This window comes from Bhargavaea sp. GQ12 (assembly GCF_059758705.1).
On record NZ_JCAXEU010000009.1, the window covers coordinates 77,300 to 94,348 of the forward strand.

21 protein-coding genes are annotated in these 17,049 nt (G+C 52.5%); 15 read left to right on the forward strand and 6 right to left on the reverse strand.

The genetic code is table 11. The annotated features are described in order from the left end of the window. Positions 1-36 precede the first annotated feature (36 nt). Positions 37-270: a hypothetical protein gene (locus AC6CHQ_RS09970; RefSeq protein ID WP_092053363.1), complete on the forward strand. Its 234-nt coding sequence runs from the start codon at positions 37-39 to the stop codon at positions 268-270. Beyond that, entirely contained in the window at positions 230-1,357 is a 1,128-nt protein-coding gene (locus AC6CHQ_RS09975) for an ABC transporter ATP-binding protein (RefSeq protein WP_498081469.1), read from the forward strand. The genes AC6CHQ_RS09970 and AC6CHQ_RS09975 overlap by 41 nt, the downstream gene beginning before the upstream one ends. Before the next feature lie 65 nt (positions 1,358-1,422). Here AC6CHQ_RS09975 and AC6CHQ_RS09980 read toward each other — a convergent pair whose 3' ends face one another. Then, on the reverse strand, positions 1,423-1,581 hold the full coding sequence (locus AC6CHQ_RS09980) for a hypothetical protein (RefSeq protein ID WP_498081470.1): 159 nt from the start codon (positions 1,579-1,581) through the stop codon (positions 1,423-1,425). Positions 1,582-1,710: 129 nt separating this feature from the next. On the opposite strand from AC6CHQ_RS09980, the gene AC6CHQ_RS09985 reads away from it, so the two are divergent. The 4 genes from AC6CHQ_RS09985 (at position 1,711) to AC6CHQ_RS10000 (ending at position 4,754) form a co-directional block, all read left to right on the forward strand. Beyond that, positions 1,711-2,565 (forward strand): dimethylarginine dimethylaminohydrolase family protein, encoded by an 855-nt coding sequence (locus tag AC6CHQ_RS09985; RefSeq protein WP_498081471.1) that lies wholly within the window; start codon positions 1,711-1,713, stop codon positions 2,563-2,565. Between the two features lie 80 nt (positions 2,566-2,645). After that, positions 2,646-3,035, forward strand: a complete 390-nt coding sequence (locus tag AC6CHQ_RS09990; RefSeq protein ID WP_498081472.1) for a DUF302 domain-containing protein — start codon at positions 2,646-2,648, stop codon at positions 3,033-3,035. Between the two features lie 167 nt (positions 3,036-3,202). Further along, positions 3,203-3,658, forward strand: a complete 456-nt coding sequence (locus tag AC6CHQ_RS09995) for a helix-turn-helix domain-containing protein (RefSeq protein WP_251240091.1) — start codon at positions 3,203-3,205, stop codon at positions 3,656-3,658. 106 nt (positions 3,659-3,764) lie between these two features. Beyond that, complete coding sequence (locus AC6CHQ_RS10000; RefSeq protein WP_251240092.1) at positions 3,765-4,754, forward strand: M23 family metallopeptidase; 990 nt, start codon at positions 3,765-3,767, stop codon at positions 4,752-4,754. 31 nt (positions 4,755-4,785) lie between these two features. Here AC6CHQ_RS10000 and AC6CHQ_RS10005 read toward each other — a convergent pair whose 3' ends face one another. From AC6CHQ_RS10005 to AC6CHQ_RS10015, 3 genes are all read right to left on the reverse strand, one after another. Then, positions 4,786-6,195 carry an ATP-binding protein gene (locus tag AC6CHQ_RS10005; protein ID WP_498081473.1) on the reverse strand — a complete coding sequence of 470 codons (1,410 nt, stop codon included), beginning with the start codon at positions 6,193-6,195 and terminating at the stop codon, positions 4,786-4,788. Continuing rightward, complete coding sequence (locus AC6CHQ_RS10010) at positions 6,192-6,902, reverse strand: winged helix-turn-helix domain-containing protein (protein WP_498081474.1); 711 nt, start codon at positions 6,900-6,902, stop codon at positions 6,192-6,194. Before AC6CHQ_RS10010 ends, AC6CHQ_RS10005 begins: the two co-directional genes overlap by 4 nt. Before the next feature lie 219 nt (positions 6,903-7,121). Further along, positions 7,122-8,549 carry a S1C family serine protease gene (locus AC6CHQ_RS10015; protein ID WP_498081475.1) on the reverse strand — a complete coding sequence of 476 codons (1,428 nt, stop codon included), beginning with the start codon at positions 8,547-8,549 and terminating at the stop codon, positions 7,122-7,124. 147 nt (positions 8,550-8,696) lie between these two features. On the opposite strand from AC6CHQ_RS10015, the gene AC6CHQ_RS10020 reads away from it, so the two are divergent. After that, positions 8,697-8,981 carry a DUF6509 family protein gene (locus AC6CHQ_RS10020; protein ID WP_251240095.1) on the forward strand — a complete coding sequence of 95 codons (285 nt, stop codon included), beginning with the start codon at positions 8,697-8,699 and terminating at the stop codon, positions 8,979-8,981. 199 nt (positions 8,982-9,180) lie between these two features. Further along, complete coding sequence (locus tag AC6CHQ_RS10025) at positions 9,181-9,363, forward strand: hypothetical protein (RefSeq protein ID WP_498081476.1); 183 nt, start codon at positions 9,181-9,183, stop codon at positions 9,361-9,363. Positions 9,364-9,420: 57 nt separating this feature from the next. Here AC6CHQ_RS10025 and AC6CHQ_RS10030 read toward each other — a convergent pair whose 3' ends face one another. Together AC6CHQ_RS10030 and AC6CHQ_RS10035 are read right to left on the reverse strand one after the other, a co-directional pair. Next, on the reverse strand, positions 9,421-9,804 hold the full coding sequence (locus AC6CHQ_RS10030; RefSeq protein WP_498081477.1) for a VOC family protein: 384 nt from the start codon (positions 9,802-9,804) through the stop codon (positions 9,421-9,423). A gap of 99 nt (positions 9,805-9,903) precedes the next feature. Continuing rightward, positions 9,904-10,041, reverse strand: coding sequence for a hypothetical protein (locus AC6CHQ_RS10035; RefSeq protein WP_177168329.1), 138 nt, complete (start codon positions 10,039-10,041; stop codon positions 9,904-9,906). 129 nt (positions 10,042-10,170) lie between these two features. Here AC6CHQ_RS10035 and AC6CHQ_RS10040 point away from each other — a divergent pair, with 129 nt between their 5' ends. The 7 genes from AC6CHQ_RS10040 (at position 10,171) to AC6CHQ_RS10070 (ending at position 17,025) form a co-directional block, all read left to right on the forward strand. After that, positions 10,171-10,572, forward strand: coding sequence for a (deoxy)nucleoside triphosphate pyrophosphohydrolase (locus AC6CHQ_RS10040; RefSeq protein ID WP_251240098.1), 402 nt, complete (start codon positions 10,171-10,173; stop codon positions 10,570-10,572). A gap of 16 nt (positions 10,573-10,588) precedes the next feature. Beyond that, complete coding sequence (locus AC6CHQ_RS10045; RefSeq protein ID WP_498081478.1) at positions 10,589-13,720, forward strand: DEAD/DEAH box helicase; 3,132 nt, start codon at positions 10,589-10,591, stop codon at positions 13,718-13,720. A 16-nt stretch (positions 13,721-13,736) separates the two neighbouring features. Further along, positions 13,737-14,189, forward strand: a complete 453-nt coding sequence (locus tag AC6CHQ_RS10050) for a hypothetical protein (RefSeq protein ID WP_251240100.1) — start codon at positions 13,737-13,739, stop codon at positions 14,187-14,189. Positions 14,190-14,256: 67 nt separating this feature from the next. Then, positions 14,257-14,973: a phosphotransferase family protein gene (locus tag AC6CHQ_RS10055; RefSeq protein ID WP_424237708.1), complete on the forward strand. Its 717-nt coding sequence runs from the start codon at positions 14,257-14,259 to the stop codon at positions 14,971-14,973. A 116-nt stretch (positions 14,974-15,089) separates the two neighbouring features. Next, positions 15,090-15,227 (forward strand): hypothetical protein, encoded by a 138-nt coding sequence (locus tag AC6CHQ_RS10060; protein ID WP_424237483.1) that lies wholly within the window; start codon positions 15,090-15,092, stop codon positions 15,225-15,227. Next, a complete protein-coding gene (gene aac(6'), locus AC6CHQ_RS10065) occupies positions 15,199-15,645 on the forward strand; it encodes an aminoglycoside 6'-N-acetyltransferase (RefSeq protein WP_424237484.1) in 447 nt (148 codons plus the stop codon). Before AC6CHQ_RS10060 ends, aac(6') begins: the two co-directional genes overlap by 29 nt. A gap of 189 nt (positions 15,646-15,834) precedes the next feature. After that, positions 15,835-17,025 (forward strand): DHH family phosphoesterase, encoded by a 1,191-nt coding sequence (locus tag AC6CHQ_RS10070; protein WP_498081479.1) that lies wholly within the window; start codon positions 15,835-15,837, stop codon positions 17,023-17,025. The last annotated feature ends 24 nt before the right edge of the window (positions 17,026-17,049 follow it).

Consider the following 17,049-nt stretch of genomic DNA (forward strand, 5'->3'; position numbering starts at 1 on the left):
AAAGTGGGAAGCACGTGGACGAAAGGGGAAATGAACATGCTGAAATTCGAAGTAAAACGCACGGTCAGGGACACGGAAACGGCGGAACCGGTCCGGGAGTTCAGTTTCCAGGCAAGTACGCTTGTCCTGCTGCTTGTCTTCCTGCCGATCGCCATCCTGCTTCTCATGCCAAGACCGTTCAACCAGACATTCAACTTCTATCAGGCAAATGGGGAAAAGGAGAAATCACATGGTCAAGATCGAACTCAAGAACATCTCGAAAACGTATGACAAAGACGTCACGGCGGTAAAGGACTTTAACCTCGAGATCGAAGACGGGGACTTTATCGTCCTCGTCGGGCCGTCCGGCTGCGGCAAGTCGACAATGCTCCGCATGATTGCGGGGCTCGAGGAAATTACCGATGGCGAGTTTTTGATGGACGACAGGCTCATGAACGACGTGCCGCCGAAAAGCCGGGATATCGCAATGGTGTTCCAGAACTACGCGCTTTATCCGCATATGACCGTCTACGACAACATGGCGTTCGCGCTGAAGATGCGGAAGTTCAAGAAAGAAGAGATTAAAAAGCGGGTCACCGAGGCGGCGAAGATCCTTGGTCTCGAGGATTACCTGAAGCGGAAGCCCCGCGCCCTATCAGGCGGACAGCGCCAGCGGGTTGCCCTCGGCCGCGCAACCGTGCGGGACGCCAAGCTGTTCCTGATGGACGAGCCGCTCTCGAACCTGGATGCGAAGCTCCGCTTCCAGATGCGCGCGGAGATTTCCAAGCTCCATAACCGGCTCAAGACGACGACTGTCTACGTCACCCATGACCAGACCGAGGCGATGACGATGGCGACCCGCATCGTCATCATGAAAGACGGCGTCATCCAGCAGGTCGGCGCGCCGAAGGACGTCTACGACTACCCGGAAAACACATTCGTCGGCGGATTCATCGGATCGCCCGCGATGAATTTCTTCACCGGTGAAGTGAGGGATGGGGGATTCGTCACAGCCGACGGGATCCGCCTCCCGCTCCCGGAGACAAAAGCCCGTATTATGAAAGCGGCCGGCTACGGAGAAGGCCCGGTTACGATGGGTATCCGGCCGGAGCACGTCACGCTGGAGCCGCCTGCCGCCGGAGGGCAGTCATTGGCCGCCGTGGACTCGGAAGTCATCGTCTCAGAACTGACCGGAGCGGAAACACTTCTCTATTCGAAGCTCGGCAGCCAGGAGCTGATTGCCCGCATCGACTCAGGGCTGGAACTCCGCACAGGAGAAACCGTCCGGCTTGCCTACGATATGGAACTTGCCCACTTCTTTGACGCTCAGAGCGGTGACCGACTGAAACTCGGGGAAGAGGCAGGGATTACAGTCTAAATGACAAACGCCGTTCCGGATGTTCCGGGACGGCGTTTTTTTGCAATGCTGTACATGCTGAAGGGTTATTCGGATTTGTGATCCTGGTTATGAGTATCCGCTGCTTCACGAGCCTCTTTTTTGATGTCATCAAGTTTTTCCTCAGCTTTTTTGGCAGCGTCATTTGCTTTGTCGGCCCATTTGCCGTTCTGCTGATTTTTCTCATTGTCCGCGTAGCTCTTCATCAGAATCGCTCCCTTTCTGTTCTTGCTCTTATTATTCCCGGGTGTCAGGGAACGAAACAGCCTGTTTTTATCAGACCGGAATGGGGAAAAGTAAACCGATTACGGCTTTGAAGTGGAGGAGAAGAAAAGTTGACACTGCCGAAGGACGAGACATCACAGATTGAAATCAGCACAGAGTACGGCACACTCCGGCGGGTGATTCTTTGCCCGCCGCGCTATATGGCCATCGAAGAAGCGATCAACGAAGTGCAAAAACAGTATGAAGACGAAAACATCGACCGTGGACGGGCGATGGCACAATACCGTGAGTTCCGTGACACGCTCCGCGCTCACGGTGCGGAAGTCATTGAACTGGAGCCGTCTGAGGAATTCCCGGAGCAGGTATTTACCCGCGACATCGGGTTCGCTGTCGGTGACGAGCTGTTCATTTCCCGGATGGCAAGCGATATCAGACAGGGCGAGGAGGAAGCGCTTGAGAAGCTTCTCCGTGAGAAAGAGATCCGCTATCGGAAGCTGGACGGCGGAAGAATTGAAGGAGGCGACGTAATCGTTGACCGCGACACTGTGTACGTCGGAGTCAGCGAACGCACATCCCGTGATGCGATTCGGATGCTGTCGAAGGAGCTCCCGGAACACGAAATCGTTCCGGTCGAGTTTGACGGGAAGTATCTGCATCTGGACTGCGTCTTCAATATCCTGTCGCCGGAAACGGCCCTCATCTACCCGGAAGCCCTGAATGATGAGGCAGTGGAGAAGCTTTCGGAGAAATATGACCTCATTGAAGTGAACGCGGACGAGCAGTTCACGATGGGCACAAATGTGCTTTCGATCGGCGGACGCAAGCTGTTCAGCCTTCCCGTCAATCCCGAAGTGAACCGTGCAATGCGCGGGCACGGGTACGAGGTCATCGAAATTGATTTCACAGAGATCATTAAATCAGGAGGTTCGTTCCGTTGCTGCTCGATGCCAGTGGAACGGAGCTGAACTGAACATTTCCCGACTCATTTCCCGGGAAATATCGTTATTTCCCGGGAAATCGACAAATCAGAAAGGGAGGAATCAACATGTTCGACTATACTAAGGAAACAGCGAAATCCAGGGAAGAAGCGATAGAATCCCTCAAAGAAGAGCTCGCCGGTGTAAAGTTCGGCGTCCTATGGGAGCTCGACATGACGGAAACGCTTCAGCAAAAAGGGCAAGATTTCGACAAGCCAATCACGATTCTGGAAGTGTGCAATCCGGGCGCGGCGGCTGAAGTGCTGAAGCAAGATATGAGAATCGGCTACCTTCTCCCATGCAAAATTGCTGTCTACGAGGAAGACAGTACAACCCGGATCGGCATGCCGAAGCCGACCGAGTTGCTCGGCCTCACCGGAAGGGAAGATATCATTCCGTTCGCCGGGGAGATTGAGGAGACGCTGAAAGGGGTCATTGACCGCGCGGCTGCAGCATAAATAACGATTGATGCTGCTCCGTAGCCGGAGTGCATGTTCGATATAAGGCTTAGATTAGCCGTCCTACAGGCAGGCAACCGGAAGTTGCACCCGGGTGCGCATAGAACGTTCTTTACCGCTTCTTAGCAGTTCACCGATACTGAGTACAAGGAAAGGAGATGGCTGACATGAACTTTAGTGAACGCCTGAAAAAGGAACGTGAAAAGAAAGGCTGGTCACAGGCAGAGCTTGCCGAAAAGATTCATGTCAGCCGACAGTCGGTTTCCAAATGGGAGACCGGAAAAAACTATCCGAGTATCGAGGTGATCATCGACCTGAGCGATTTGTTCGGGATCACCATTGATGAACTGTTGAGGAGTGATGATGAATTGAAACAGAAAGTGATTCAGGACAGCAGGCAGCTGGCGCATCCGAAATGGAAAGTGTTTTTTGACAGTCTGTTTATGCTTGGTGTGTTTCTGCTGATTGCCAAGCTGGTGATGGTCGGACTCAATTACTTTGCCGGTACGGGAATCATCATCCCGGACGGCTGGCCGAAAGTCTTGTCCAACTTCCTGCCGCTCGCGCTGATGCTCATCGGCGGAATCGGCTCTGATCAGTTAAAGAATAAGTATGCTGAGTGAGGTGAGCTTAATGTTAGCTTGAATCAACCTTAATATAACCGCAAATTGCCACTCATGAGAACGGAGCGGCCGGCAAGCCTAAGAAGGTGAAGGGAGGTTATGACCCGTGCGCCACGCCATTTGGCTGCCGGCCTATTTGCTGCTGCTTTCCGTCCTTTTTGTAACGATCGTCCGGGCGGAAGATTCAGGAGAGGAAAGTGAGCAGTCCATTGCTGAAGAGCGGATGAGTCTTTATATGACGTACGAGACGCCTGCTGTCCCGTGGCATACGCTGGCGGCAATCGACAGGTATGAGCGGAATATCCAGCGTGTCCGGAATGATCTGGAGGAAGTCGAAGGCCCCATTGCATTCCGATTTGAAGAGGAATTTTGGTCAGGCGCCCCGAATCCGGAACACGGAGAAAGCGATCCCGCGGCCATCGAATTTTTCGAAGGCGGCGGCCTGGACGGCAATGGTGACGGAAAGGCCGACCCTGAAGACCCCGAGGACATTCTTTATACACTTGCAAATACGATCGGAAAAAATGGGGGAGACACGCAGGACCGGCGTCTCGCGCTATACGAATTCTTCGGCAGCGAAGAGGCCGTGCGGCAAATTATGACGATCGACGAACTGTTCCGCAGCTACGGCACCATCGAACTCGACGCCCATGTGTTTCCTTTGCCTAAGACCCACCATTACACCTACAGGAGCACATGGGGAGCCAGGCGCGGCTGGGGCGGCCGCCGGATGCATGAAGGGACCGACCTGTTCGCCTCTTATGGTGTTCCGGTACGGTCCGTCACATACGGTGTGATCGAGATGAAAGGCTGGAACGAGTTCGGCGGCTGGCGGGTCGGGATTCGCGATGCTCACAACGTATATCATTATTACGCTCATCTCTCGGGCTTTGAAAAAGGAATCGAAGAAGGGCAAGTCGTGGAACCGGGAACCGTTGTCGGCTATGTCGGCAGTTCCGGATACGGCAAGGAAGGGACTTCCGGAAAGTTCCCGCCCCATCTCCATTATGGGATGTACAAATTCGACGGCCGCTCCGAATGGGCGTTTGATCCGTATCCGTCGCTGAACCGGTGGGAGAAAGAAGAGAGAAAATAGCGAAAGGGCCTTCCCGGTGCGGGAGGCCCTTTTACTCTTTTGGCGGAAAGCGCAGTATGAACAGTGTGCCTGCGTCTTTTTCGCTTTCAACCCGGATTGTGCCGCCGTGCAGTTTCACAAGCTGCCGGACGATCGACAGTCCGAGGCCGAATTCCCCGAACGGGTTGGATGTCCTGGAGACGCCGGCGCGGTAAAACCGTTCCCAGATGCGCTCGACGTCTTCCGGTTCGATGCCCTCGCCAGTATCGGCAATCACAATGACTGCAGTTTCCCCGTCCATGTACCCACGGAGCGTGATTGTGCCGTCCCGGGTGAATTGGATACTGTTTTTCGTGATGTTGATCAGAATTTGGGTCAGACGATCATAATCGGCGAAGACGAGGGCGCTGCTGTCTGCTTCCAGCCGGATGGCCGTGCCCTTTTCATCCGCGAGCGGCTCCAGCTGCTCGGCGATCATGGAGAGGAAGTCATCAAGCGGAATCTCCGTTTTCTCGAGCGAGATCTGGCCGGAACGGATCTTCTCATAGTCCAGGTTTTCGTTGACGAGCCGAATCAGCCGGCGGGTTTCCTTGCCTGCCAGGGCGAGCGCTCGCTCCCGCTCTTTTTCCTGAATCATGCCGTCCCGGAGTCCGTCGAGCGTCCCCCGGATTGTCGTGAGCGGCGTACGCATCTCATGGGAAACGTCGGCAATAAACTGCCGGCGACGGTTCTCAAGCCGGTCGATTTCATCCATCGATTCCTCCAGCTGTTCCGCCATCCCGTTAAAGTCCTCGGAAAGCTCGCCGATTTCATCCACTTTGGAAGCTGGGACGCGCACCGAGTAATCGCCGGAAGCGACGCGTGAAGCTGCATCCCGGAGCCGTTTGAGACGCTTGACGTGGAAGGCGGACAGTCCCCATCCGAGCAGAAAGGAAGCGGCAAGCGCCGCCAGCATGGCCCAGAGCAGGTAGCGGTTCAACTCGGAGATGATCTCCCATGAACCGGAGATCGGGGAAGTAAGCAGCACGCCTCCGGTAAACTGGCCGCCCCGGATATAGGGCAGGAGAGTGAAGGTGACGCCGACATCAGACCGCTCAAACTCCTGATTAACGATGATGGCCTGGCCGCCCCGGATCTTGTCCCATTCTTCCTGGCGCAGCTTGATGAGGGACGCAGGCCTTCCTGAAGAGTAGATCACCGCTGAGTCCGAGTCGAACAAACTAAACTGAATGTCCCGGCCTTCGAGCACTCGCCCATATTCACCGAGTATCCGTCGGGTCTGCCCCGGTTCTTCCGACAGGTCGCCCATCAGGTTACGCCCGTAGGACACGAGCTCATCGGTCTTGTCTTCATAGATCAGCTGCTCGGCGAAGTGGGCGAACAGCAGTGTCAGGATAAGGAAGGCGATCAGGAGGACGCCGATATGGCTGGCGATCAGCTGGTAGAGATAACGGAACTTCATCCGTCCGACTCCTCAAACCGGTAGCCGACGCCCCAGACGGTATGGAAAAACTGCCGTCCGCCCGATTCCGTTTTGGAGCGGAGGCGCTTCACATGTACGTCTACCGTCCGGTCATCGCCGTAAAAACCGTATCCCCACACGCTTTCAATGAGCTGCTCGCGTGAGAAGACCTGTTTAGGGTGACGGGCAAAGTGGGCAAGCAGATCGAATTCCTTCGGTGTGAGGCCGGGAAGCGGCTCACCGTCAAGACGCACTTCCCGTGTTTTCTCGTTGATCAGGAAATACCGGGTGCGGATCAGGCCGTCCTCCTCCTGCTGCGGCAGTTTCCCATACCTGCGGGTCACGGCGCGGATCCGGGCCATAAGCGCCGCCGGGCTGAACGGCTTCGTCACATAATCATCAGCACCGGTTTCAAGCCCCGTCACCTGGTCTTCCTCGGCCGTCTTTGCCGTCAGCATGATGACCGGCACATCCAGTCCCGCCTCGCGCACCTGCCGGCAGATCGTTACGCCGTCCATCCCCGGTAGCATCCAGTCGATGATCAGGCAGTCGTACACGCCGGTCATCGCCTCCCGGTAGCCCTCGTCACCGTCGGTGATGAACGTCCCGTCGATGCCTTCCTTCGAGAAAAACATCCCGATCATCGACGCCACACTCTCGCTGTCTTCAATGACAAGAATCCTCACCGTCTCCGCCTCCTTTCGCATCAGATTTCACTCCTTTAAGTATAAACAATGCTCCGGTTCACCTGCAAAACGGGGGCGGCCGGAATCGAGTGTTACGGAACGGGCTGTGAGTGTTACTGAACGGACCGCGAGTGTTACGCTTCCCGCCAATGTCCCGATACTCCCTCTGAATGTCTCGATAATCATCGTCCACTCCCCATAAAAAAACCCGCCGGACGCAATCCGGCGGGCACATCCTCATCATGAAGGGGAAGAGGCTTTATTTGACCCGAGCGTGACCGGGATCTCGGTCTTCTTGCCGTCTTGGTAGACGGTGAACACCGCCTGGTCGCCGACCTCCAACTCGGAGTAGAGATAGCGGCGGAGTGCCTGGCCGTCTGCGATCGCTTCACCGTCGATGGCGGTGATCACGTCGCCTTCCTTGATGCCGGCCTTCCCGGCAGCGCCTTCCGGATCGACCCCGGCGATGTAGACGCCCTCGGAGATGTCGTTTGGCAGGCCATCCAGGTAACCGCGCGGAATCTGTGCGACATCATACATCGAGATGCCGGCATAAGGACGCTCGACATGGCCCGACTCCAGCATTTCTTCGACGAGCGGTACGACATCATCCGATGGGATGGCGAATCCAAGTCCCTCGACGCCGGAGCCGCCAATTTTCAGGCTATTGATGCCGATCACTTCGCCGTTCATGTTGACGAGCGCGCCGCCGGAGTTGCCCTGGTTGATGGCTGCGTCAGTTTGGATGACATTCATCTCCCATTCGCCGGCCGATGTGTCGACGCTGATCGAGCGGTCGGTCGCGCTCACAATCCCTTCCGTCACGGAGCGGGAAAGTTCAAGACCGAGCGGGTTGCCGATCGCGACAACCGAATCTCCGGCCCTGAGCGCGTCCGAGTCACCGAACGGAAGCGGTTCGGCATCCACCAGGTTTGCGTCGACTCGAACAACGGCAAGATCGCTCAGCGCATCGGCACCGACCAGCTCGGCCTCTGCACGCTCACCGTCGGCCAGCGAGATCTCTAGCTTCGTGGCCCCTTCGACGACGTGGTTATTCGTCACAATATAAGCGGACTCATCGTCTTTCTTGATGACGACGCCGGAGCCGGTGCCGGCAGGGATATCCTGGCCGTTGCCTGAACCGCCGCCGAACGGATTGCGCTGCTGTTGCTGCTGGTAGTTCACGACACCGACGATCGATCCGGATACCTGCTCGACCATGTCGGCGAGCGATCCGTCGGTTGCCACTTTCGTCACTTCACCCGTCGGCTGCTGCTGAGACTCGGACTGCAGGCCGCTTTCTGCAGGCTGATTGGTCTCAGCAGGGTCACCGTTCAGGAGCGGCACAGCGATGGCAAGCGTCAGGACGGAGCCCGCGACCCCGCCGCCGATCGCCTGCAGCCAGCCCGCGCCGCCGCGTTTTTTCCTGTCGCGCTCGGCGCGTACCGGCTCTTCGTTTTCCTCCGCAGCTCCGGGCATATCGGAGCGGTATGCCTCTTCCCGCGTCTCCCCGGCACTGAGTTCCTCCGGCAGATGCTCGGGAACCCCGTCCTCGCCGTGCTGCCATTCCTGTTCACGGATATCCGGCTCGGTCGGATTGTGGTTGGGTTCATTGATGGAATCATGCTGATCGCCGCCGGGTTCCCGGCTGTTTTGATCATTCGTCATCCGTATTCCTCCTTGTTTCTGTTAACTCCACTTTAAGGGGCAAGTATGAACAAACTATTAACAACGCTCAAATTCGATTTCTTCGCGTTCCTCCCGCATCTGTCGGGTATAATATAACCACCATCAAGGAACGGAAGGATGTTGCATATGGAAATCACGGGCCACACGGTTGAACTACTGAACGACCCGACCGGAATCATCGAAGGGGACCGCTACGAGTTCTTCCTGGATCTCGACATTGACGAGGAGGACGAGCTGTACATTGAAAGCGGGGCGAAACTCCGTGTCCTCTTTGCTTCACAGGACGGCCGCGAATGGATCGCGAACTACGACTTCATCGAAGCCGCCACCGGCACGCCGATGGGCTTTGCGTTGGAAGAAGATGAAGAACAGGAAGTCCTCGATTACTGCCGTACCCATAAGGACGCATGACCCCACGGACCGGATGCACCGGTCCGTTTTTTCATGGCTGAGCTTCAGCACATATTCTTCCCTTCAGCCCAAAAGACAAACAACTGTAAGCTTTAAAGCAATCCTCTTTCTAAAGGGACGGAATTTTCGTATAATGATAACAAGAAAGGTTGTCTGTCTCCAAGTCTCTCTGGCACAGTACAGGTAAGGAGGGATATACATGGTAAGGCATCCGAACGGCAAGCCGAACCTGACCGACTTCCAGCACGGTGATGACCACGCGGTCCTCAACATGATCGATGAGGGCGGCCCGGTTCATTCCGCCCGCGAGGAACAGGGCACGGAGTTCCAGCGGGAAAACGGCTTCGGCGAAGAGGAACTCAGAAACATCACGTATCAGTGAACAAGTGAACAGCGCCCCCTGCATCATGCGGGAGGGCGCTGTTCATTGCTTATAATATTAGCTATTGCAGATCATCAGCACATTGCCGTCAGGATCCCGGAAATTAAAATAGGCGAAATCGCCGATCCGATCAATCTCTCTTGTGATTGGAATGTCATTTTCCTGAATGAACCGGTAAGCCTCGTCAATGTCCTCGGCATAAAAATTAAACAGCACATGATCAGACGGCTGAAGGCGAAAGCTGGGATCAAACGTGTGATCATCCAGCGTCAATCCGGCCTTCGAGGTAACGGGGATGTTGTAAACAGGCGACTCCACATCTCGTTCATCAAACGGCAGGCCGAGCAAGCGGCTGTACCACGCTGCAGACTTCTTGAGATCACTGACATGGATAAACACATTGTTGACCTTGCCGGCAATCGGAGAATCAGTTGAATTCATCATCATCCACCTTTCAGTGAGGGCTAATCTTAGCCTTCGATAAGGAGGGAGGAATTCCTTTAAACTCATCAAAAAACACCGCCTGGGCGGTGTTTAATGTTAATCCTCGTTTTGCTCCTGCTGCTCAGAAGGCTCTTCTGTCGGATCCGGCTCATCTTCATCGACTCCGTTCCCGCAACCGAATAAAAGTCCGGCTGACAACAGAACAGACATAAAACCAAATAGCTTTTTGTTCAACCTAATCCCTCCTTTCTAAGGGATAGGATTAGGTTGGGTGAGATTGAGGGAATTTATTCCTTAAGCCTGTAGAGTAAGGGAGAGCAAGGTATGATAGGCTGTAAATAAAGTGGAAATTGGGGTGGGAGCATGAAAAAGAACATCCATGTGGTGGGAGCAGTGATTTGGAGAGATGGGAAAATTCTTTGTGCTCAACGAGGAGCCACAAAGACTCTTGCTTATAAATGGGAGTTTCCAGGTGGGAAGATTGAGCGAGGGGAATCGCCGGAAGAGGCTTTGATCCGAGAAATTCAAGAAGAGATGAACTGTGACATAGACGTTGGGGAACAAGTTGAACATACCGTTCATGAATACGAATTTGGATTCGTTCATTTGACAACGTTCCATTGTGAGTTAGTAAAGGACAATTGGATATTAACCGAACATATTGATATAAAATGGCTTGAACCTAAGGATTTACATACTCTTGATTGGGCACCGGCAGATATACCGGCTATTCAAAAACTCCAATCCTTACATTCTCTCCAATGAAAAGGAGCGAAACAATATGAAGCAAGGAATATATGAGCAATTAATTAACGAGAAGATCCGTACAGACTTAGACGCACTTTCGCTGGAGCTATATGCCGTTGGTACAGAAGAACTTGATGAGGAAGAGGCAAAGACCTACCTATCCGCTTACATTGGTGCTGTAACGAAAAAAGCCCTCACACGGGTTCGAGAGAACAAAGCTGATGGCAAACTTCTCACGCAAATTAAAGTCTGTAACCAAATCATCCAGACCCTGAGTGAACAGCTACGTGAAGAAGAATTTCTACAACTGCAACTCGATGAACATGGAGAAATCTTGACTTCCATTTACGAAAAGTTGAATACAGTTCATTCATTAAAAAACGAAAAGCCTGTTCGGCCGGTTACATCTATTTCCCAAAGTTCCTTATTTACCGGTTCTCAAGCTGAACCAAATATGCTTGAAGAACTTCGGAAGGAGATCCTTTCTGCTGATGAAATCGACTGGCTTGTCTCGTTCGTGAAGTGGTCAGGCACTCGGATCGTACTTGATGAACTTCGTCAGTTTACTTCAAGAGGTGGAAAACTGCGCGTGATCACGACTTCCTATATGGAGGCCACAGATTATAAAGCCCTCGAAGAGCTTAGTAAACTCCCCAACACGGAAATCCGGGTATCTCTCGATAAAGAGCGGACCCGATTACATGCGAAAGCGTATCTGTTTAAACGAGAAACCGGCTTTAGTACGGCTTATATCGGCTCCTCTAATTTATCGAATCCTGCTCTTACATCAGGGCTTGAATGGAACTTAAAAGTCACTGAGCAGGATTCTTTCGATATCATTCGTAAATTCAAGGCGACATTTGAAAGCTATTGGAACGACGAAGAATTCCAATCGTTAAGCAAAGATCGGTCGTGGCTTCTTCTTCGTTCCAGTCTCAAAAAAGATCGTGTGGCTGAAGAACAGGCTGCATACCATTTGGATATTCGCCCTTATTATTATCAGCAAGAAATACTAGATGAACTACATGCTGAACGTGAAGTGCATGGTCGATACCGTAATTTGGTTGTTGCTGCGACAGGAGTAGGGAAAACAGTTATTTCTGCGTTTGACTTTAAACGGATTTTAAAATCCAATCCGACCGCTAAGCTGCTTTTTGTTGCTCACCGGGAGGAAATCTTAACGCAAAGTTTAGCTACCTTCCGGGCGATTCTAAAAGACGCGAACTTCGGTGAGTTGTTTGTCGGTCAGCACGTTCCATCATCGATGGATCATTTGTTTATGAGCATCCAAAGTTGGAACAGTAAGCAGATGGCGGCAAGAACGTCTTCTGATTTCTATGACATGATCATTGTGGACGAGTTCCATCATGCCGCTGCACCCACCTATCAAAGATTGCTGAAGCATTATGAGCCCCAAATCTTGCTAGGGTTAACCGCAACCCCTGAGCGGATGGACCAACAAAGCATTCTATCTTACTTCGATGATTACATTGCTTCAGAAATGCGGTTGACCGAGGCGATCAACCGAAAGCTGTTATCCCCATTTCACTACTTTTGCGTAACAGACATCGTTGACCTTTCGTCAATGAAATGGTCGAGAAGAGGTTACGATACAGATCAGCTCACCAATTTGTATACGTCCAATGACCGTAGAAGCGATTTGATCATCCAAGCGATTCATCGCTATGTGACCTCGATTGATAGCGTAAAAGGACTTGGTTTTTGTGTTTCTGTTGAACATGCGATTTATATGGCTAAGTACTTTAACAAAAAGGGAATTCCGTCCATTGCACTTCACGGCAAATCTCCAGATGAAGAACGAGAAACCGCAAAACGAAAGTTAGAATCAGGTGATATTCGATTGATCTTTGTTGTCGATCTTTACAACGAAGGAGTGGATATCCCTGCAGTTAATACAATATTGTTTTTACGTCCGACAGAAAGTTCGACGATCTTTCTTCAACAACTCGGCCGCGGGTTGCGGTTACATGAGGACAAGGAATGTCTGACTGTTTTAGACTTTATCGGACAAGCGCATAAAGATTATCCGTTCGAAGAAAAGTTCAGGGCGCTGGTTGGACCGACTAAGCATTCCATTCGTCATTACGTGGAAAATGGATTCTCGTATTTGCCAAAGGGCTCTGTGATTCAGATGGAGAAACAAGCTAAGGAATATGTCTTGCGAAATGTGAAGGCCAGCAAAACTTCGAAGAAACAACTCGTTGAAAAGCTTCGTTACTTTGAGCAAGACACTGACCAACTGTTAACACTTCAAAGATTTTTGAAGTACGAGCACCTCTCTCTACAGGAGTTTTATGGAACTCAGCGCAATCGAACATTCGAGGAATTAAAAGCAGAAGCAGGTTTACGAACGGAATTCGATAATCCGTATTTACAAACTATCAAAAAGCAGATTCATAAGCTGTTTCATGTTGATTCACAGGACTTCATTCAATTTATCACTCGTTATGTAAATGGAGCGGAACCTCAGTCAAAGCAGGATCAGTTGATGCTTGGCATGTTCTATTATTCCTTTTATCGCAAACCGCCTACCGAGATCGATTTTGAATCAATGGACGCTGCGCTGCGCGACCTACTTGCATACGAAGAAAATAAAAATGAGATTTTAGCTGTTTTAGAAGTTTGTTATGAAAATATTCATCACATCGATCTCCCATCGTCGTTTGCTCATCCTTCTCCACTCCGTGTGCACGGCCGCTATACGACCGACCAGATTATGGCCGCGTTTGACTATTATAATGACCAACAGGCACCCGCGTTCCGTGAGGGAGTCAAACACTTTGAGCCGATAAAGACGGATGTGTTCTTTATTACACTTAACAAATCTGACAAGGAGTTCTCGGAGTCTACAATGTATGAAGACTACGCAATTAGCAATCGGTTATTTCATTGGCAATCCCAAAGCCGTACTTCTGAAACGAGCTCAACTGCACAACGCTATATTCACCATAAGTCGCTAAATCAACAAATTGCATTATTTGTACGAGAATACAAGACGGAAGACGGGTTCACTTCACCGTTTACATTCTTAGGAACGGCAAACTATGTGAGTCATGAAGGAAGTCGACCGGTGAGCTTTGTTTGGGAGCTCGATACACCAATGCCGGCTCACCTGGTTCCAAAGGCGAATAAAAGTATCTTGTAAGTAGGAGGAACATCCATTGACCAAATCAAAACTGACCCTGATGGAGGCCTATATGGTCGAATCGCTCCGCTGCAAAGGGATGTCCATCGAAGAAATCATTACTCTTGTCGAGCAGGAAGATGCTGATCGGCTTAAAGAGATCGAACCGCGGTTTGATTACAGTGTGCTGGTGAAGGCTGCACGAAAGGATCTGGCGGCGTTCCGCTCTGCTCTCTCTGACGGCTATGAGGTGAAGTTCGTGACGTTTAACGGGTTAAAGAACCTGCTGCGGATGCGCTTTGGTAAAGAAGAGGAGTCGGACTATGCGGTAACAGAAACGGGGATTAATGGTCTCCGCCTGCAGCCCCATGAACTGGAGCAGTTAAACGATATGCTGTCCTCGAACTGGCTAGTGATAAATGACGGTTCCGGAGCAATTAAGGTGGAACTGAACATGCCGGCCGAGGTCACGCCATCCACAGGTGTGTAGCGTGCCAATCCATTGTGAAGATATCCCCAAGGGGATAACTGAAAAACTTCCCGGTACCATCCACAATGTGGACAGTTTGCCGGAGGGCGGGACGTCGGAAGTGGCCCTGTTGACAACTGATAGAGGGAAGTTTGTGCTAAAGCGCTCAAAGCAGCCGCCGTATGACATGTGGCTCAGGCGTGAAGCCTTAGTGTTAAAACAGCTGGCGGGAACCGGTTTGCCGGTTCCTCAGCTGATCGCTTTCCTGGAAGAGCCGTCCTGCAGTTGGGCTTTGATGTCGTTCATTGAGGGAGAGACGGTACGGAATGCGTTAAAGCGGACAACCGACCCCATGGAGCGGCGTCAGGTCATCAAGGCATTTGCAAAGGCTCTCAGGGAGATTCATCAGACGCCTGTGCCAGATGCTCTTAAGCAGGACCGGCCATGGATTGAGCGCATGCTGGAAGAAGCGGAGGACAACCTGAATCGCTATGAAACGGACGGCTCGCCTGAACTGATGGAGCGGCTAAAGAGGGAGCCGTCTGTAATTACGGAAGAGTACCTGATTCATGGCGATTGCACGGTCGACAACATCATGGTGAAAGACGGCCGGCTCACCGGCATCATTGACTGGAGCGGAGGCACATCGGGGGACCCGGATTATGACATCGCGCTGGCCATCCGGCCGAAGCCGGGTATCTTTAGTTGGCCGGGAGACCGAGATCTCTTCTTCGAAGTTTACGGAAAAAGCATTTCACCAGAAACGTACCAGTATTATGCAGAAGGGCTATACGAATTCTACTAATGGGGGAAGGGTATGGGGATCACGTTTTGGCTGAAGCTGTTTGGCAGCGCGATGGTCGTTGTCGGCATCTCGGGATTGGAACAGCTGATGCAGGTGCAAGACCTGAGGGCGGGCTGATGAATCTAATGGTCGCCTTGAGTGCGCTCGTGATCATCGTCTCAATTGGTATTCTGATGCACGGCATCGCTGCGGTACTGGAGCGTTTGGATGAAAAGGGGGAATCACATGAACATTCGGCAAGCGACACCGAATGATGCCCAGGTGACCGGGGAGTTGGCCTTGCTTCTTTGGCCAGACCATACTGCAAAGGAGCTGGAAGGGGAGTTTTCTGAACTGATCGCGGACCCGGAAGCGGCTGTTTTTCTTGCGTTTTACGAAGAGGAACCGGTCGGATTCTCGCAAGTCCAGCTCCGGCATGATTATGTCGAGGGCACATCGACCAGCCCGATCGGCTATCTGGAAGGGCTGTTTGTTAAAGAGGCCCACAGGCAGGAAGGTTTCGCCCGTGAGCTCGTAGTGCGGGCGGAACGGTGGGCGCAAGATCAGGGGTGCAGCGAGTTCGCGAGCGACTGTGAGCTGGATAATGAAATCAGCCTGCAAGTCCATCTCGCCCTCGGCTTTACCGAGGCCAATCGGATCATTTGTTTTACGAAGCCGATCGGAGAAGCCTGATGAAGTAAGTTTTCTATGTATGGCAATGGAGAGGGCACTCCAATATTAATTGCGAAGAAGTGCATATACAGCGGACCTAGCTGGAGGAATGACGAATTTCGGCTTCCTCCTTTTTACTTTTGGAAGAAAATCGCCCGGAAAACGGGTATACTTGGTTAAGTGTTCAAAGCAATTATTTGAGGTGATTCGGTGTATAAATTATTGTCCCACAACGACCTGGACGGCATCGGCTGCGGCATCGTGGCGAAGCTGGCGTTCGGGGACGATGTGAACGTGCGATACAATTCCGTCCAGATGCTGGACCGTGAAGTGGAGCGGTTCCTGGGTGAAGGAAATACCGGCACGGAACTGATCATCACCGACTTGTCGGTGGATGAGGAAAACGAAACCCGGATCGAGGAATTCATCAAAAAAGGCGGCAAAGTGACGCTAATTGATCATCACAAAACGGCGCTCCATCTGAACGAGTATGAATGGGGCAATGTCACAGTCGAGCAGGAAGACGGCAAGCTGACGTCGGCTACGTCGCTTCTTTATGCCTGGCTGATCGACAAGGGCTTCCTTGAGCCTACACGCTCCGCGGACGAGTTCGTGGAGCTTGTCCGGCAGTACGATACTTGGGAATGGGAGAAAAACGGCAACGACAAGGCCCGCCGCCTGAATGCGCTGTTCTTCATGGTGTCGTTTGACGAGTTCGAGTCGAAGATGCTCGAGCGTCTGCAGGCTGACGCCCCGTTCCAGTTCGACCCGTTTGAGAAGCAGCTGCTCGACATGGAAGACGACAAGATGTCGCGTTATATCCGTAAAAAACGCCGTGAAATGGTGCAGCTCGAGCATGACGGCCTATTTGCAGGTGTCGTGCATGCCGAGTCGTATCATTCTGAGCTGGGCAACGAGCTCGGCAAGGAAAATCCGCATCTCGACTACATCGTGATCCTGAATATGGGCGGCCGCAAAGTATCGTTCCGGACCGTGCATGACGATGTCGATGTGTCGGAAGTGGCCGGCACGTTCGGAGGCGGCGGGCATGCCAAGGCGAGCGGTGCCTCGATGTCGAAAGAAGCGTTTGCTTCTTACGTGGAAGCGGCATTCCAGAAAGAGCCGCTCCGCGAAGATGCGCGCCATACCCGCTACAACCTGAAAGAATCGCCGTTCGGCACGATCTACCGCGCACCGGAAGGCGACCTTTACTTCGTCCATCCGAAAGAAGACGGCCGCTGGGGAGTCGAACGCAACGGCCGCATTCAGGAAGAGACGTATGCATCTTTCTTCGATGCTGAGAAGGCCCTGAAGCGCGAGAGGAACGTCTGGCTGCTGAATGACGACCAGTTCGTCAAGTTCCTGATGAACCGGCTTGAGAAGGCGGAGAAGGGCGAATAAGATAGCACGGAAGGCGACAGGTAC

Coding starts and splice junctions, on each gene's coding strand:
- AC6CHQ_RS09970 (WP_092053363.1), top strand. CDS start 37: ATGCTGAAATTCGAAGTAAAACGCACGGTCAGGGACACGGAAACGGCG.
- AC6CHQ_RS09975 (WP_498081469.1), top strand. CDS start 230: ATGGTCAAGATCGAACTCAAGAACATCTCGAAAACGTATGACAAAGAC.
- AC6CHQ_RS09980 (WP_498081470.1), bottom strand. CDS start 1,581: ATGAAGAGCTACGCGGACAATGAGAAAAATCAGCAGAACGGCAAATGG.
- AC6CHQ_RS09990 (WP_498081472.1), top strand. CDS start 2,646: ATGTTCGACTATACTAAGGAAACAGCGAAATCCAGGGAAGAAGCGATA.
- AC6CHQ_RS09995 (WP_251240091.1), top strand. CDS start 3,203: ATGAACTTTAGTGAACGCCTGAAAAAGGAACGTGAAAAGAAAGGCTGG.
- AC6CHQ_RS10005 (WP_498081473.1), bottom strand. CDS start 6,195: ATGAAGTTCCGTTATCTCTACCAGCTGATCGCCAGCCATATCGGCGTC.
- AC6CHQ_RS10010 (WP_498081474.1), bottom strand. CDS start 6,902: ATGCGAAAGGAGGCGGAGACGGTGAGGATTCTTGTCATTGAAGACAGC.
- AC6CHQ_RS10015 (WP_498081475.1), bottom strand. CDS start 8,549: ATGACGAATGATCAAAACAGCCGGGAACCCGGCGGCGATCAGCATGAT.
- AC6CHQ_RS10020 (WP_251240095.1), top strand. CDS start 8,697: ATGGAAATCACGGGCCACACGGTTGAACTACTGAACGACCCGACCGGA.
- AC6CHQ_RS10025 (WP_498081476.1), top strand. CDS start 9,181: ATGGTAAGGCATCCGAACGGCAAGCCGAACCTGACCGACTTCCAGCAC.
- AC6CHQ_RS10030 (WP_498081477.1), bottom strand. CDS start 9,804: ATGAATTCAACTGATTCTCCGATTGCCGGCAAGGTCAACAATGTGTTT.
- AC6CHQ_RS10040 (WP_251240098.1), top strand. CDS start 10,171: ATGAAAAAGAACATCCATGTGGTGGGAGCAGTGATTTGGAGAGATGGG.
- AC6CHQ_RS10045 (WP_498081478.1), top strand. CDS start 10,589: ATGAAGCAAGGAATATATGAGCAATTAATTAACGAGAAGATCCGTACA.
- AC6CHQ_RS10060 (WP_424237483.1), top strand. CDS start 15,090: ATGAATCTAATGGTCGCCTTGAGTGCGCTCGTGATCATCGTCTCAATT.